Annotated in this window: 15 protein-coding genes; 2 read left to right on the forward strand and 13 right to left on the reverse strand. The window is 50.2% G+C overall.

What is annotated here, in order from left to right; all coding sequences use genetic code 11:
• Nucleotides 1–97 precede the first annotated feature (97 nt).
• The 11 genes from dtpA to blr all read right to left on the reverse strand — a co-directional run bounded on the left by dtpA (nucleotide 98) and on the right by blr (nucleotide 9,739).
• A complete protein-coding gene (dtpA, locus tag OGY09_RS19610) occupies nucleotides 98–1,603 on the reverse strand; it encodes a dipeptide/tripeptide permease DtpA (protein WP_020996425.1) in 1,506 nt (501 codons plus the stop codon).
• Between the two features lie 613 nt (nucleotides 1,604–2,216).
• Complete coding sequence (nth, locus tag OGY09_RS19615; RefSeq protein ID WP_003029161.1) at nucleotides 2,217–2,852, reverse strand: endonuclease III; 636 nt, start codon at nucleotides 2,850–2,852, stop codon at nucleotides 2,217–2,219.
• Nucleotides 2,852–3,544: an electron transport complex subunit E gene (locus OGY09_RS19620; RefSeq protein WP_032943332.1), complete on the reverse strand. Its 693-nt coding sequence runs from the start codon at nucleotides 3,542–3,544 to the stop codon at nucleotides 2,852–2,854. The genes nth and OGY09_RS19620 overlap by 1 nt, the downstream gene beginning before the upstream one ends.
• A gap of 2 nt (nucleotides 3,545–3,546) precedes the next feature.
• Entirely contained in the window at nucleotides 3,547–4,167 is a 621-nt protein-coding gene (gene rsxG, locus OGY09_RS19625) for an electron transport complex subunit RsxG (RefSeq protein WP_032943336.1), read from the reverse strand.
• A gap of 9 nt (nucleotides 4,168–4,176) precedes the next feature.
• Entirely contained in the window at nucleotides 4,177–5,229 is a 1,053-nt protein-coding gene (gene rsxD / locus OGY09_RS19630) for an electron transport complex subunit RsxD (RefSeq protein WP_008784680.1), read from the reverse strand.
• Entirely contained in the window at nucleotides 5,230–7,347 is a 2,118-nt protein-coding gene (gene rsxC / locus OGY09_RS19635) for an electron transport complex subunit RsxC (RefSeq protein ID WP_150388290.1), read from the reverse strand.
• Nucleotides 7,340–7,918 (reverse strand): electron transport complex subunit RsxB, encoded by a 579-nt coding sequence (gene rsxB / locus OGY09_RS19640; RefSeq protein ID WP_032943340.1) that lies wholly within the window; start codon nucleotides 7,916–7,918, stop codon nucleotides 7,340–7,342. The genes rsxC and rsxB overlap by 8 nt, the downstream gene beginning before the upstream one ends.
• Nucleotides 7,918–8,499 carry an electron transport complex subunit RsxA gene (rsxA, locus tag OGY09_RS19645; RefSeq protein WP_003029144.1) on the reverse strand — a complete coding sequence of 194 codons (582 nt, stop codon included), beginning with the start codon at nucleotides 8,497–8,499 and terminating at the stop codon, nucleotides 7,918–7,920. The genes rsxB and rsxA overlap by 1 nt, the downstream gene beginning before the upstream one ends.
• Before the next feature lie 75 nt (nucleotides 8,500–8,574).
• The gene (locus OGY09_RS19650; RefSeq protein ID WP_003832803.1) at nucleotides 8,575–9,015 is read right to left on the reverse strand and encodes a DUF2569 domain-containing protein; all 441 of its coding nucleotides are present in this window, start codon (nucleotides 9,013–9,015) and stop codon (nucleotides 8,575–8,577) included.
• Between the two features lie 91 nt (nucleotides 9,016–9,106).
• The gene (ydgT, locus tag OGY09_RS19655) at nucleotides 9,107–9,322 is read right to left on the reverse strand and encodes a transcription modulator YdgT (protein ID WP_008784684.1); all 216 of its coding nucleotides are present in this window, start codon (nucleotides 9,320–9,322) and stop codon (nucleotides 9,107–9,109) included.
• 291 nt (nucleotides 9,323–9,613) lie between these two features.
• Entirely contained in the window at nucleotides 9,614–9,739 is a 126-nt protein-coding gene (gene blr, locus OGY09_RS19660) for a division septum protein Blr (RefSeq protein ID WP_003029134.1), read from the reverse strand.
• 241 nt (nucleotides 9,740–9,980) lie between these two features.
• Here blr and OGY09_RS19665 point away from each other — a divergent pair, with 241 nt between their 5' ends.
• The gene (locus OGY09_RS19665) at nucleotides 9,981–11,021 is read left to right on the forward strand and encodes an oxidoreductase (protein ID WP_032943343.1); all 1,041 of its coding nucleotides are present in this window, start codon (nucleotides 9,981–9,983) and stop codon (nucleotides 11,019–11,021) included.
• A 104-nt stretch (nucleotides 11,022–11,125) separates the two neighbouring features.
• Here the strand turns inward: OGY09_RS19665 and add are convergent, their stop codons facing one another.
• Nucleotides 11,126–12,127 carry an adenosine deaminase gene (add, locus tag OGY09_RS19670; protein ID WP_008784687.1) on the reverse strand — a complete coding sequence of 334 codons (1,002 nt, stop codon included), beginning with the start codon at nucleotides 12,125–12,127 and terminating at the stop codon, nucleotides 11,126–11,128.
• A 444-nt stretch (nucleotides 12,128–12,571) separates the two neighbouring features.
• Between add and OGY09_RS19675 the strand changes: the two genes are divergently transcribed.
• Complete coding sequence (locus OGY09_RS19675; RefSeq protein ID WP_048214259.1) at nucleotides 12,572–12,988, forward strand: hypothetical protein; 417 nt, start codon at nucleotides 12,572–12,574, stop codon at nucleotides 12,986–12,988.
• A gap of 44 nt (nucleotides 12,989–13,032) precedes the next feature.
• Here OGY09_RS19675 and OGY09_RS19680 read toward each other — a convergent pair whose 3' ends face one another.
• Complete coding sequence (locus tag OGY09_RS19680) at nucleotides 13,033–14,382, reverse strand: sensor domain-containing diguanylate cyclase (protein ID WP_150388289.1); 1,350 nt, start codon at nucleotides 14,380–14,382, stop codon at nucleotides 13,033–13,035.
• Nucleotides 14,383–14,518 lie beyond the last annotated feature (136 nt).

Below are 14,518 nucleotides of genomic sequence, written 5' to 3' on the forward strand. Positions count from 1 at the left end.
TCCTTTTGGCTGAGGTATATCGTATGGTAGTGCTACCTCAGGCAAAAAAAAAGCCGCTAACAACAGTTAGCGGCCTGAAAATGAGTTTCCCTGAGAATTACGCTGTCGCGGCCTTAGAGGCTTTCTCATTGACGTCATCGTCCTGAGTCATACGGTTCAGTTTCGGAGCCGTCAGCAGCATCAGAACAGCGATAACAGCCGTTGCGACACCAATCTGCAGGAACACACGACCGTAGACTTCAAGGGACATCAGCGGGTCAGTCACGTTCTCTGGTACAGCCATCATGTTAGCTACGTAGCCACCGATGATGTTTGCACCGGCAGTGGTCAGGAACCAGCTACCCATGATGAAGCCCATCAGGCGTTGCGGAACCAACTGTGCCACCATTGCCAGACCCAGACCGGAGATCATCAGCTCACCGATACTTTGCAGACCGTAGCAGATAATCAGCCAGTTAACGGAAACGATGCCCGCATCGGTAGCGAATTTCGCGCCCAGTGGCAGGATCAGGAACGCACCGGAACACAGCACCATACCAATCGCAAACTTGGTCGGCATTGGCAGGGTATCGCCCATCTTGTTATAGATAGCAGCGAGGATTGGGCTACCAATGATGATCCAGAACGGGTTCAGTGCCTGGTACTGTTCAGGTTCGAAAGCAATGCCAAGAATAGAGTGCTCAACGTTACGAATCGCAAAGAAGTTCAGTGAGGTCGGCATCTGGCTGTACAGCACGAAGAAGATAATCGCTTCCAGCATCAGGATGAAGGCGACGATCATTTTGCGACGCGCAGCACCGTGCATGGTGAAGGCTTCTTTACCGAAGATGAAGACGATACCCAGCGCAATGACACCCAGAACCATACGTGCGATCTGCTGGTTGTGCAGCAACCAGGTTGCAATCGCGATCAGTACCACAACGCCAGCAATGGTCAGCAGCAGGTTACGGAAGTTGATCGGTTCAAAGTCAGGTTTAGAACCGTACTGTTTAACCCAGCGCTGACAGAATGCGAAGTTAACAACGGTAATCAGCATACCCACGACGCTCAGAGCGAACGCGGTGCTCCAGCCGTAGCGCGCAGCCAACCACGGTGTTGCCAGCATAGAGAAGAATGAACCGATGTTGACGGACATGTAGTACATGGTAAATGCACCATCAAGACGCGGGTCATCTTTGGCATAGCAGGTAGAGAGCAGGGAGGATGGGTTTGCTTTAAACAGGCCGTTACCGACCGCGATGGCCGCCATGCCCATATAAACGATACCCGCATCGTGACCGGACCATGCTACCAACGCATAACCGATGGCCAGCACAACGGCACCCAGCATAATGACACGTTTTGTTCCCAGAACTTTGTCACCTAACCAGCCGCCAATGGCAACCAGACCGTACACCAGGGCGCTAAAGGACGAGAAAAGGGTGATGGAATCCGCTTCTGACATACCCAGCTGTTTAACTAGGTAGACGGCCATAATCCCTTGCAGGCCGTAATAACCAAAACGTTCCCACAGCTCAATAGAGAAAATGAGATAGAACGCTTTTGGTTGTTTGAAGGCGTTTAAACTTACGCTTTCTGTTGGTTTATTGTTTGCAGTAGACACTTTTACCTCTTTTTTTACATCCCATATCAACGGGGGTGTTCAGGTACGTGATGAGTCAAGTTCATCCGTCCGATTGTTATAGTGGGAGGGGAAACGGCAAGTAATGTTCACTATCTTGACCATTCAGACAAGTGGTTTGTAATAATCTGTTACATATATCATGACTGGTGAAATCGTCGGGGCTGTGAAATGTTATCTAGCGTTAAATTTCTTCATTTCTAAAAAGGCAGATTTTTACACTGTTTAATCACCGCCATAACCGCAATGTGGCGATATGTTCTGCTATTTAAGGTTGAATCCAGTGATATAGGCCATTATCTGAAAAATAGGCAGTGTAATGTTTTGTTTAGAAACTGTGCAGTTAGGTCATCTAATTGTCACCTTAACTAAAAAATAAAAATTTATTAACATTGTGTTAGCTGGATGATCTGGATCACGTATAGATAGAAATTTCTTTTGCTAAAAAAACGATTAACCTGCTCAGGTGTTAATTAACAAGAATATTGCATTAGATATGAGCAATTGAATGGCATCATTGTCGGGAAAATAAACGCAGGGGAGTGCATAACTAATCGTTATGTATGTAAGGGGCGAGGAGGATGCCCCGGCAGCATTAGATATCGACTTTCTCTTTGAATTCGCAGAGATCTTCAATAATACAGGAACCACAGCGCGGCTTTCTGGCGATGCAGGTGTAGCGACCATGAAGAATTAACCAGTGATGGCAATCGACTTTAAATTCACTGGGTACGACTTTCAGCAGCTTCTCTTCAACCTGCTCGACGTTTTTACCCGGGGCGAATTGCGTGCGATTACAGACGCGAAAAATGTGGGTATCTACAGCGATAGTGGGCCAGCCAAAGGCGGTATTTAACACCACATTAGCCGTCTTTCGCCCAACGCCGGGGAGAGCTTCTAACGCCGCACGGTCTTCTGGCACTTCACCATTATGTTGTTCCAGCAGAATGCGGCAGGTTTTAATTACGTTTTCTGCTTTGCTGTTAAACAAACCGATTGTCTTGATGTAGGACTTAACACCTTCAACACCGAGCTCCAGCATCGCAGCCGGCGTATTGGCGACGGGGTATAGCTTAGCTGTCGCTTTATTGACGCTGACATCGGTCGCTTGTGCGGAGAGCAAGACCGAAATCAACAGTTCAAACGGCGATGTAAAATTGAGCTCGGTTGTCGGATGCGGGTTGTTATCCCGCAGACGCGTCAGTATTTCCAGACGTTTTGCTTTGTTCATTACGCATTCCCTGTTTCACCCGCGGGACTGTCCACGACAGCCGCCTCGGCACGACGTTTCTTCATTTTCTCATCAATCAGATACTTCACTGCCAGCATCAGACCCAGGCCAATAAACGCGCCCGGTGGCAGCATGGCCAGCAGAAACGGCGTATCAGTATGGAAGATCTCAATGCGCAAGACTTTGGCCCAGCTACCCAACAAACCGTCTGCACCATCAAACAGTGTACCGTTACCAATTATTTCACGCAGCGAGCCCAGAACAAACATGGCACCTGTTGCGCCCATGCCGATGGAGAAACCATCAAGTGCGGATAACGCAGGGCCCTTTTTGGCGGCGAAGGCTTCTGCACGGCCAACAACAATGCAGTTGGTTACAATCAGCGGGATGAAGATGCCCAGAGACTGATACAGGCCGAAGGCGTAGGCATTGATCAACATCTGTACCGCACTCACCACGGAGGCGATAATCATGACATAAATCGGAATACGAATTTCTGGCGGTGTCCAGCGGCGAAGGGCTGAAATCGTCAGGTTGGTCAGCGTCAGGACGAGCGTAGTCGCAAGTCCAAGACCCAGCGCGTTAGTTGCGGTAGAAGTGACGGCCAACAGCGGACACATCCCGAGTAGTTGCACAAGCGCGGAGTTATTTTTCCATAACCCCTGGACAATCACGTCTTTAATTTCGCTCATGGTTATTCTCCACAGGCGCTAAGTTGAGGGAGTTGCGCAGGCAGCGTCTGCGCATACAGGCCGGCACGTTTAACCGCGTTAACCACCGCACGTGGTGTAATGGTTGCGCCAGTAAACTGGTCAAAGTCGCCGCCATCTTTTTTCACTGCCCAGTGAGAGGTGTTATCCGCAGAAATTGTTTTACCGCTAAAATGGGTGATCCAGTCGGACAGTCGCAGTTCGATTTTATCGCCCAGCCCAGGCGTTTCATGGTGTTCGGTAACCCGCGTACCCAACACGGTACCCGTGAAATCGACACCCACCAGCAGTTGAATCGCCCCGGAATAACCATCTGGCGCCGTAGCTTCAAGAATCGCAGCAACAGGACGATCGTCCTGACGGGCAATATATACACGGTGCGTACCTTTGCCTAACGCTGGCGCATTGACCAGATAACAACTTTCAGACAAGTTATTATTGTAGCGATCGCCAGGCAGAACCTGATCGAACAGCGTTTTTTGCTGTATCGCGGCCTGTTCATCAATGGTTGACTTGGTTAATTGATTGATTGCTGCGGTTAACCCCGTTGAGCCCGCAGCAAACAGCGCCAGTGTAATACCGTGTTTACGAATCGTTTTCAGCATATCTAGTCCTTAGCGATGTCCGTACACGCGAGGGCGGGTGTAATAATCAATCAGGGGAACCGTGATATTTGCCAGCAACACGGCAAAAGCCACGCCATCAGGATAACCACCAAAACTGCGTATCAACCACACTAACAGGCCCGCAAGCGCGCCAAAAATCAGACGACCACGGTTGGTTGTTGATGCTGTAACGGGATCGGTAAGAATAAAGAACGCACCTAACATCGTCGCGCCGGAAAGCAAGTGCAACTGAGGCGATGCCAGTGAGTCTGGCGAAAAAATCCAACCTAAAGTGGCGCAAACAGCGAGCGACAGCAGGAAGCTAACCGGAATATGCCAGCGAATCGCTTTTTGCCATAACAGCACAATACCACCAACAAGCCACGCAAGGTTCACCCACTGCCAGCCAGCGCCTGCCAGCATGCCGCTGTAGATCGGGTATTGCATCACCTGCTCAACGGTACGTCCGGCATGCAGGGATGTCTTAAAAGTATCAAGAGGTGTTGCCTGACTGATACCATCGATACCCATACGCAGCGAATTCATATCCCCGCCGCTGGCGGTATGCCCGTTAAAGATAACGTTCAGGGCGTCAAAGAAACCAGGCACCGTGGCCGCAATTTCATGCGGCGGCAGCCAACTGGTCATCTGTACCGGAAATGAGATGAGCAGCACGACATAACCAATCATGGCAGGGTTAAACGGGTTCTGCCCGAGCCCGCCATACAGCTGTTTCGCAATGATAACCGCAAATACCGTGCCTAATACCACCATCCACCATGGCGCGAGGGGCGGAATACTGACGGCCAAAAGCAACCCAGTGAGTAGCGCAGAGTTGTCTTTTAAAATTGCCACAATGGGTTGTTTACGCAGTTTAAGCACACCCGCTTCGGCAGCAATAGCGCTGATGGCAGCGAGAACGATCTGGAACAACGTGCCCCAGCCGAAGAACCACAGCTGAGCGGCGATCCCCGGCAATGCAGCAAGTAACACCAGCATCATGATACGCGATGTCTGGCGCTGGTTATGGGTATAAGGGGAGCTTGCTATTCTGAATACCATTTATTCCTCGTTTACAACCTGCTGCTGTGCGGCTTTCTTTGCCTGAGCGCGTGCGATGGCGGCCGCGACGGCGGCTTTACGTGGATCAACCGGCTCGGCTGTTTCTGTTACCGCTTCTTGTTCAAGCTTGCGGGCTTTGGCGCGGGCGATTGCCGCTTCCACGGCAGCTTTACGCGGATCAACCGGTTCGGTTGTTTCTGTTACCGCCTGCTGCTCGAGCTTGCGAGCTTTGGCGCGGGCGATTGCCGCTTCCACGGCAGCTTTACGCGGATCAACCGGTTCGACTGTTTCTGTTACCGCTGCTTGCTCAAGCTTGCGGGCTTTGGCGCGAGCGATTGCTGCTTCGACGGCGGCTTTACGTGGGTCAACCGGCTCGGCCGTTTCTGTTACCGCTTCTTGCTCAAGCTTGCGGGCTTTGGCGCGGGCAATTGCCGCTTCCACGGCAGCTTTACGCGGGTCTGTACCCGTGCTGCTGCCTTCACTTTGCGGCGGATTTTCCTTACGGGAAGCACGAGCTTGCGCCTTACGCGCCTCGCGTGCGGCAATCACGGCGCTATTGTCAGGTTTTTCACCTGCCTGAATGACCACCGGTTGCAGTGCCTGAGCCTGCTTTTCTTTTACGCGAGCCAGCGCGGCGGCAATGGCATCATGATCTTTGGCCGCCGGCTGAGCAGCGGCGCTCTTATGGCGTTCAAGACGTGCTGCTTTTTCACGTTCAAGGCGCGCCTGTCGGGCTTCAAACCGAGCTTTTGCTTCTGCGGCGCGCTTTTCTTCCTGACTAATGGCGTAAATCTCGGCTTTTTCCTGACGGAAATACTGTACCAGTGGAATATTGCTTGGGCATACCCAGGCGCAGGCACCGCATTCAATACAGTCGGCGATATTGTGGGCCGTCGCTTTGTCGTGCTGTTGCCCTTTACTGAACCAGTAAAGCTGTTGTGGCAGGAGATCGGCCGGACAGGCATCGGCGCATGCGCTACAGCGAATGCAGCCTTTCTCTTCTGGCGTTTCACCCATTTCACTGGCAGAGGGGGCCAGAAGACAGTTGGTTATCTTCACCACTGGGACATCCAGCCACGGCAGCGTAAAGCCCATCAGCGGCCCGCCCATAATCACCATCTGGTCGGCGGAAGGGCAGAAACCCGCGTCGTTGAGCAGATGACGAACCGGCGTACCTAAACGCGCCCAGACGTTGCCCGGACGACTGACTGCTTCTCCGGTTAGCGTCACGACACGTTCGGTGATCGGCTCTCCGTCGATTACTGCACGTTTAATTGCATAGGCGGTTCCGACGTTTTGCATCAATACGCCGATATCAGAGGAGCGTCCACCGTGGGGAACCTGCTTGCCGGTCAGGATTTGTGTTAACTGCTTGGCCCCGCCGGACGGGTACTTGGTGGGGATCACGCGTAGGCTAATGTCGTGTGAATCAGCCAGCACCGCGCGCAGCATAGATATTGCCTGCGGTTTGTTATCTTCGATACCAAGGAGGATCTCGCGTGGCTGAAGAATGTGCGCCAGGATGCGGATACCTTCGACGACCTGAGCGGCACAGTCCTGCATCAGGCGGTCATCTGCCGTAATGTACGGCTCGCATTCGGCGGCGTTAATGATCAGCGTTTCAATTTTATCTCCGCCGCCCTGCAGTTTAACGCCGGTGGGAAAACCTGCGCCACCCAGCCCGGCGACGCCGTACTGATGAATACGCGCAATCAGCTCTTCCCGGCTGTGGGAGCGATAATCGGTCCAGCCGTCTCGCTCAATCCAGCGATCTTCGCCATCGGCGTCTATGATGACGCTCAACTCAGCCAGTGCCGAAGGATGCGCGGTGGAGTGCGGGGCAATGGCAACAACGGTGCCTGATGTTGGCGCATGGACTGGAAGCATTTTGCCTCGTCCGCGGGTTAAGGGCTGACCACGCAGCACGGTGTCACCCACGTTTACGCACAGTTCACCCTCCGCACCAATATGTTGTTTCAGCGGAATAACGAAACGCGGCGCCAGCGGAACCTGTCGCAACGGCGTTCCGTTTGACTGGGTTTTCATTTCTGGTGGATGAATGCCGCCATCAAAGTCCCAGATTTTATTTTTTCTGAATGCAGAGAATAACTTAAACATGTTGTTCCACGGGAATGATGCGCACAGGGATGGTGTTTAAATCCCATTTCCAGCTATCGGGTGTCTCGGCTACCGGGCGTAATTCAATACATTGCGTCGGGCACGGGTCAACGCACAGGTTGCACCCGGTGCAGAGATCGCTCATTACCGTGTGCATGGCGCGGGTCGCGCCCACGATGGCATCGACCGGGCAGGCCTGAATACACTTAGTGCACCCAATACAGTTATTTTCATCAATGACCGCCAGCATTCGCACCGGCGTAACGTCTTGTTCATCGCCATCAATAGGCTGCGGATCGACATTCAGCAGGGCGGCAATTTTTAACATCACCGCTTCGCCGCCGGGGGCGCAACGGTTAATTTTTTCACCCTGAGACCCGATCGCTTCAGCATAAGGATGACAGCCCGGATAGCCGCACTGGCCACACTGGCTTTGCGGGAGAATTTCATCAATTTTCTCCACGACCGGATCATCTTCAACGGCAAAACGTCGTGAGGCGTACCCCAAAATAGCGCCGAACGCCAGACCCAGTAGACTCACTGCGGCAACGGCAATCCAGATAGCATTCATTACAACTTCACCAAACCACTAAAGCCCATAAAGGCCAATGACATTAAACCAGCGGTAATCAGCGCAATCGCATTGCCGCGAAACGGCGCTGGGACGTCCGCCACGGCGAGGCGTTCGCGGATCGCGGCGAACAGTACCATCACCAGCGAGAAGCCGACGGCGGCGGAAAAACCGTATAGCGCCGACTGTAAAAAGTTATGGCCGAGGTTGATGTTCAGTAGCGCCACACCTAACACTGCGCAGTTAGTGGTGATCAGCGGTAAAAAGATCCCCAGCAGGCGGTACAGCGCAGGGCTGGTTTTGCGCACAACCATTTCGGTAAACTGCACGACGACGGCGATAACCAGAATAAAAGCCAGCGTGCGCAGATAGATGAGATTGAGCGGAATTAGGATCCAGGTATCAATCAGCCAAGCGCAGATGGATGCCAGTGTCATGACAAACGTCGTGGCAAGGCCCATACCCATTGCGGTTTCCAGTTTTTTGGAAACGCCCATAAACGGGCAAAGGCCCAGAAACTTCACCAGTACAAAGTTATTGACCAGTACAGTTCCGACAAACAGCAGCAGGTAATCAGTCATTTTTCGGCCTGAAATAAAAAGCCGCCTATTATCTGACAATCTTCAACAGGCGACAACAGGTTAACTGTAGGGTTATTACGGGTTCACAAACGTCGATTTAACGCGCTGCGATCGTTTGAAGTAGGGCACCAACAGTGCTGCAGCCAGTAATGGGAACAGCAGTTGGCGCACGGCAAAAGCGTCTGGGACGGGTGAAAACGCAAACGCTTTAATCGCCAGCAACACGGAGATCAGCAGCCACAGAATATAATGCTTAGGTACACAGGCTCTGCGTTTGAAAAACGCAATCGTCAGCCACAGTGTGTAATACCACATGGCGATCGCGGTAACAAAGGAGACACCCCATAACAGCAAATTGGCCGTACTTTGCTCACCCAGCGTTTTGAAGGTTTGTGGTGTAGCCAGCGCAGTGACATAAAGTAATAACGCCAGCGAAGCGCTCAACAACGCGACTAACAGCCAGGCCAGTGGCCCAAGTAGCCAGCCTCCGATACGTTGTGCCGGTGTCGTAGTCATCTCTTCTCCAGGTTTACGCGCGCAATCAATCATGCCATTCATTTTGGGGCAATTATTATAAAGCTTTTAACGTTGAGCGCTACTTTCTTCTTTATTGCACGTAATGCCAGACTGATTTAGGTACCTGACCAACATCAAACAGACGACCTCCGGAGATAAGCTCCGCACGGCGATGGTCTGCGGCACGGTACATATTGATAATGTCGTTATCATCGGTGAGCGTGTAGTTAAGATGGTCGAACAGTTTTTCCAGACTTTCGAGCGAACTGATTTTGCGGAATTTTAATAAGTAATCCTGAACGGTCATAAATGCAGATCCATATTAATAAAATAATACCAACGGAGTAGAAAATATAAAAATAAACAACGAGCACAGGTAAAAGCGCATTTACGTGCAAATGTAAGAAGAGTGTTCATACCTGTGAAAAATCAGGCGCTATGCGCGTCTTGAGCAAGGGTAACGCGCTTAGCGATCGCTGGCAATATGCAGCGGAGCGGGACGCGGCATAATTCGCTTTTTTTGACAGAAAGCGATCTTTTGCCGGCAGCCCCTGCAACTACCAATGTTAATTGCCGGGCAATAAAAGGCTGCGGATGCTTATTTCTTCTGCACTGCCGCAACGGGCTCTGGTGGCTGGTAATTGTCAATATGATTGGCAACACCCAGCAGGATCACGGAGACGGCGAGAACAATCCAACCTGTTAATTCAATAAGACGATTCATTACTGATGACATTTGCTTTGATTTATCCATAAACACAGGCTGCAAATGTTACTAATCTCTCATTAATACAGCAAGATGATTGGGAACGATTTCTACCTCTTTTTCGCTGCAAGTTAAGCATAAGTGGCATATGTTTGACTTAAGTTAAAAAACAACCTTTGTAGCGCAAAGGTTATTAAACTATTGAGACGTTGCAAGGTATGGTGTGAAATAGGTCAGTCCTGAATTGAGAGGCAATAACATGAGTGACAACATCCGCGTTGGGCTAATTGGCTATGGTTATGCCAGCAAAACCTTCCATGCCCCACTGATTGTGGGCTCGCCGGGTCTGGAACTGGCTGCAGTGTCCAGTAGTGATGAAGCAAAAGTGAAGGCAGACTGGCCTACGGTAACGGTTGTTGCTGAGCCTAAGCATCTTTTTAACGATCCAAATATCGACCTGATTGTGATCCCCACGCCAAACGACACGCACTTCCCGTTAGCGAAAGCAGCGTTGGAAGCGGGCAAACATGTGGTTGTTGATAAGCCCTTTACCGTGACACTGTCACAAGCACGTGAGTTGGATGCGCTGGCACGTAGCCTGGGGCGTGTGTTGTCTGTATTCCATAACCGTCGCTGGGACAGTGATTTTCTGACGCTGAAAGCTCTGCTGGCGGATGGTGTTTTGGGAGAGGTGGCGTATTTCGAATCCCATTTCGATCGTTTCCGCCCACAGGTTCGTGACCGTTGGCGTGAACAGGGCGGTCCGGGAAGCGGTATCTGGTACGATTTAGCACCGCATCTTTTGGATCAGGCGATTAATCTGTTTGGTTTGCCCGTCAGCCTGACGGTAGACCTGGCCCAGCTGCGTCCGGGCGCGCAGGCGACGGATTACTTCCATGCCATCCTGACGTATCCGCAGCGTCGTGTGATCCTGCATGGCACCATGCTTGCTGCTGCAGAATCGGCCCGTTATATTGTGCACGGATCGCGTGGCAGCTATGTGAAGTATGGTCTTGACCCGCAGGAAGAGCGCCTGAAAAATGGCGAGCGACTGCCACAGGAAGACTGGGGTTATGATATGCGCGATGGCGTATTGACGCGAGTCGAAGGCGAAGAGCAGGTTGAAGAAACCTGGCTGACCGTACCGGGCAACTATCCGGCGTACTATGCTGGCATTCGGGATGCGCTAAACGGCAACGGTGAAAACCCGGTACCGGCGAGACAGGCTATCCAAATTATGGAGCTGATTGAGCTGGGTATAGAATCAGCGAAACATCGTTCGACGCTGTGCCTTGCCTGATTAGGTAAATGGCGCAAGGCGGTACCTTCCTGGCATCGTATCCGGCCTACAATGAAAACCAACGTAGGCCGGATAAGCGTTAGCGCCATCCGGCACTTTACCTGTTACGCTGCGGCGACTTTCTCGCGCAAGGCTCGTTTTTCCTCGTTACTCAGGAATGCCATTTCCAGACCGTTGATTTGCGCCTGGCGGATCTGTTCGGGCGTTAGGCCTGCAGCTGGTGCGGCAATGGTGTACTCGTGAATAATATCCACACCCTGAACAGCCGGGTCGTCCGTATTCAAACTGGCGATAACGCCATGCTCAAGGAACGTTTTCAGCGGATGGTTCGCTAGTGAGGCAACGGTGCTGGTCTGAATGTTTGATGTCAGGCAGGATTCGATGCCGATACGGTGCTCGGCGAGGTAATCCATCAACGCACGATCTTCAACGGCTTTAACGCCGTGACCAATACGCTCAGCGCCTAGCTCTTTAATGGCCTGCCAGATGCTTTCTGGTCCCGCGGCTTCGCCCGCATGTACGGTGATATGCCAGCCGGCATCGCGTGCCTGGTTGAAGTGAGACAGGAACAGGCTGCCCGGGAACCCCAGTTCGTCACCGGCCAGATCCAGCGCCGTAATATGGTCTCGGTGGGCTAACAGCGCATCCAGTTCCTGCAGACAGGCGGCTTCGCCGAAAGTACGGCTCATAATGCCAATTAAGCGAGCTTCGACGCCAAAGGTCTTGCAGCCCTCGCGTACGCCTGCGATGACGGCTTCAACTACACCTGCAACCGGGAGCTGATGCGCCATCGCCATGTAGCCTGGGGAAAAACGCAGTTCAACATAGTGCAGGCCGTTACGTGCTGCGTCCTCAATATTTTCAAATGCCACGCGACGACACGCATCCAGCGAGGCCAGTACCTTCACGCCCCAGTCGAGCTTGGATAAAAAACTCACTAAATCTGGCTCAGTTGATGTGACTTGCACATGAGGGATCAGCGTTTCCAACGTTTGTGCCGGAAGCGTTAAGTTGAACTGACGGCCCAGATCCAGGATCGTTTGTGCACGGATGTTACCATCAAGGTGGCGATGGACGTCGGTCAGGGGGAGGGAAGTATCAATCATGGTCGCACTCGTGTATTTAGGTAAAGTGCAGTCCATTATACAACAGAAAAATGTTCCTCTAAAAACTATAAAAAAAGCAGTGCAGAGTTCGGGGTTATGGGGAAGCAAGCATCGCCAAATTGTTGACCATGCTGTTAGCGTACCAACAGAGTGGTGTTCCGACTCCCTGATCCTTGAGACCATATCACGATGCTTTTGCCTTGCGGTGGTAAGACGGGCGTAAAGTAAGCAATAACGCATTTCCTGCAGCATGTGTGTAATAAGAGGATTTCATTTTTTAAGATTATTTACCTCGTTTTTATTTAATTACTACCTGTCAGTATTATTTTATTCAGATATTTATTGAGTAACATTGCTAATAGCGAAAAATGGACACTTTCCAGTTTATGAATGTGCTGCGAAGTATGTTATAAAAACACAATAACGACTGAGGGTATTAATAAAGTGAAAAGTGTAAAGCTAATTGTCAGTACAATGTTCTGTGGAAGTTTGCTGCTGGCAACTGCGCCTGCGCATGCGGCGTATAAAGCGGATGAAACGCATGTAATCCAGTTTAAGAAAGGTACAAGTGGTGCAGATATCAAGGGGACAATTACGGGTGATAAAACAAAAGATTATACGTTTGTCGCCAAAAAAGGGCAGACCATGCAAGCAGTTCTGAAAAGCGCCTGGCCTCATCCTTTCATGAGTATTATTGCACCGGGCGAACAATTCATTTTTGATGGCATGATGAGTGGTGATACTTATAAAAATACGCTGCCTGCCAGCGGTAAGTATACCATCAGAATATATCAAAAAGGCGCGGCGAAGGATGAGGGGAAAACCAACGCATTCCAGCTGCACATGAAAATTACCAACTGATCATGAGGAAAAGATCGCCCAGGTGGTGATCTTTTCCTTTGCTATTAAACTTCTTCGCCAGAATAAGCCACAACGCAATTACGGCCTCGGTTTTTTGCCATATACAGGGCGCGGTCTGCGCAATCAGCAAGTTGTTCGGGGGCTGAACGGTTATCAACCGAGGTTACGATACCCAGGCTGATGGTGATGATGCGTGGAAAATCACCTTTAGTCGTGGCCTGAGTTTGTTGTTCTACGTGTTTTCTGATTCGCTCTGCGATGTTAAATGCTGCATCAGCGTTAGTTTCAGGTAGCAAAATAGCAAACTCTTCTCCGCCAATACGCGCCACGATGTCGTTACGCCGACTCAGTCGCTGCATAATTTCTGACAGTTTAATGATCACTCTGTCACCCTGCAAATGTCCCCAGGTGTCATTGACCGACTTAAAGAAATCAATGTCGCAAAAGACAATGCTCAGGGGTTTATGGGTCGCTGTCATTTTAATCTCATTGCTGAGTGCGTTATAAAAATAGCCACGGTTGAAAAGTCGGGTCATCGGGTCGCGGACTGAATTTTCATAGGATAATTCATAGGCCTGACGTGAGGCTTTGTAGCGCTTGAAAATATCAGACATGAGCACGATCATCACGGCCATTGCGCTAAGGCACTCCAGGCCTCTGGCGAGATACCATCCAGCGGAGTCTATATGCGTGTACTTCAGCATAATGATGACACTTAACAGATTGCTCAGGGCAACCAGTGACATACTTACCCAAAACTGTGTTTTTAGCCGGGTTAATTTTGCCCCTAATAAAACGATACAGGTCCACAAGATAATGAGGACATAAATAAAGCTACCACGCCAGGGTCTAAGCCATTCAAACGTTTCTGTGTCAACCAACTGAAACGATATTGGCGTAATACGGATGGAGTAGAGGATAGCCATTACCAGATGCAACATGCACCATAAATAAGTGGCGTAAATAACTGTTTTACCATGTTTTTCTTTTTTATTTTTAAACGTATATAAATAGTATGTTGCAAAAAACAACCCCGTAATTAACATGTTCCTCATAAAGTATAAAACAGCAATGTCATTGTAGATGACACCAGGAAGGCCGTTTTTATAAAAATAAATATAGAGCGCAAGAAATAAGAAAACCCCCGAGAAATAAAACGCGCAGGCCAGGGGTAAAAGATATTTTTTGCGCCGATAACTCATGTAATTCATCGTCATAAAGCACCCGGTCTGAATGTGCAATACACCAGCAAAGGTTGCAATAACCGGGTAAAAAGAGAGGCTATAACGCTGATTACTAAAAGGGATATACCAAAGAAAAATGAATGTCGTTAGGGACAGGAGTAAAAAAAAAGTTAAATTCTTTTTGTGAATGTTTATTTGTATTGTATTCATGATTTTTATGTATATAAAACAGCGCTATATTTCGGCTATCTTCTCAGCTTTGTATTTTGTCTTTTTGATTTTTATTGCTGTTGATTTTTACTGGCAGGAAAAGTCAGGGAGGAATTGGTATTAAAAAAACGATAAG

The organism is Citrobacter sp. Cpo071, from assembly GCF_030332765.1.
In the GTDB taxonomy this organism is placed as follows: Bacteria; Pseudomonadota; Gammaproteobacteria; order Enterobacterales; family Enterobacteriaceae; genus Citrobacter; species Citrobacter portucalensis.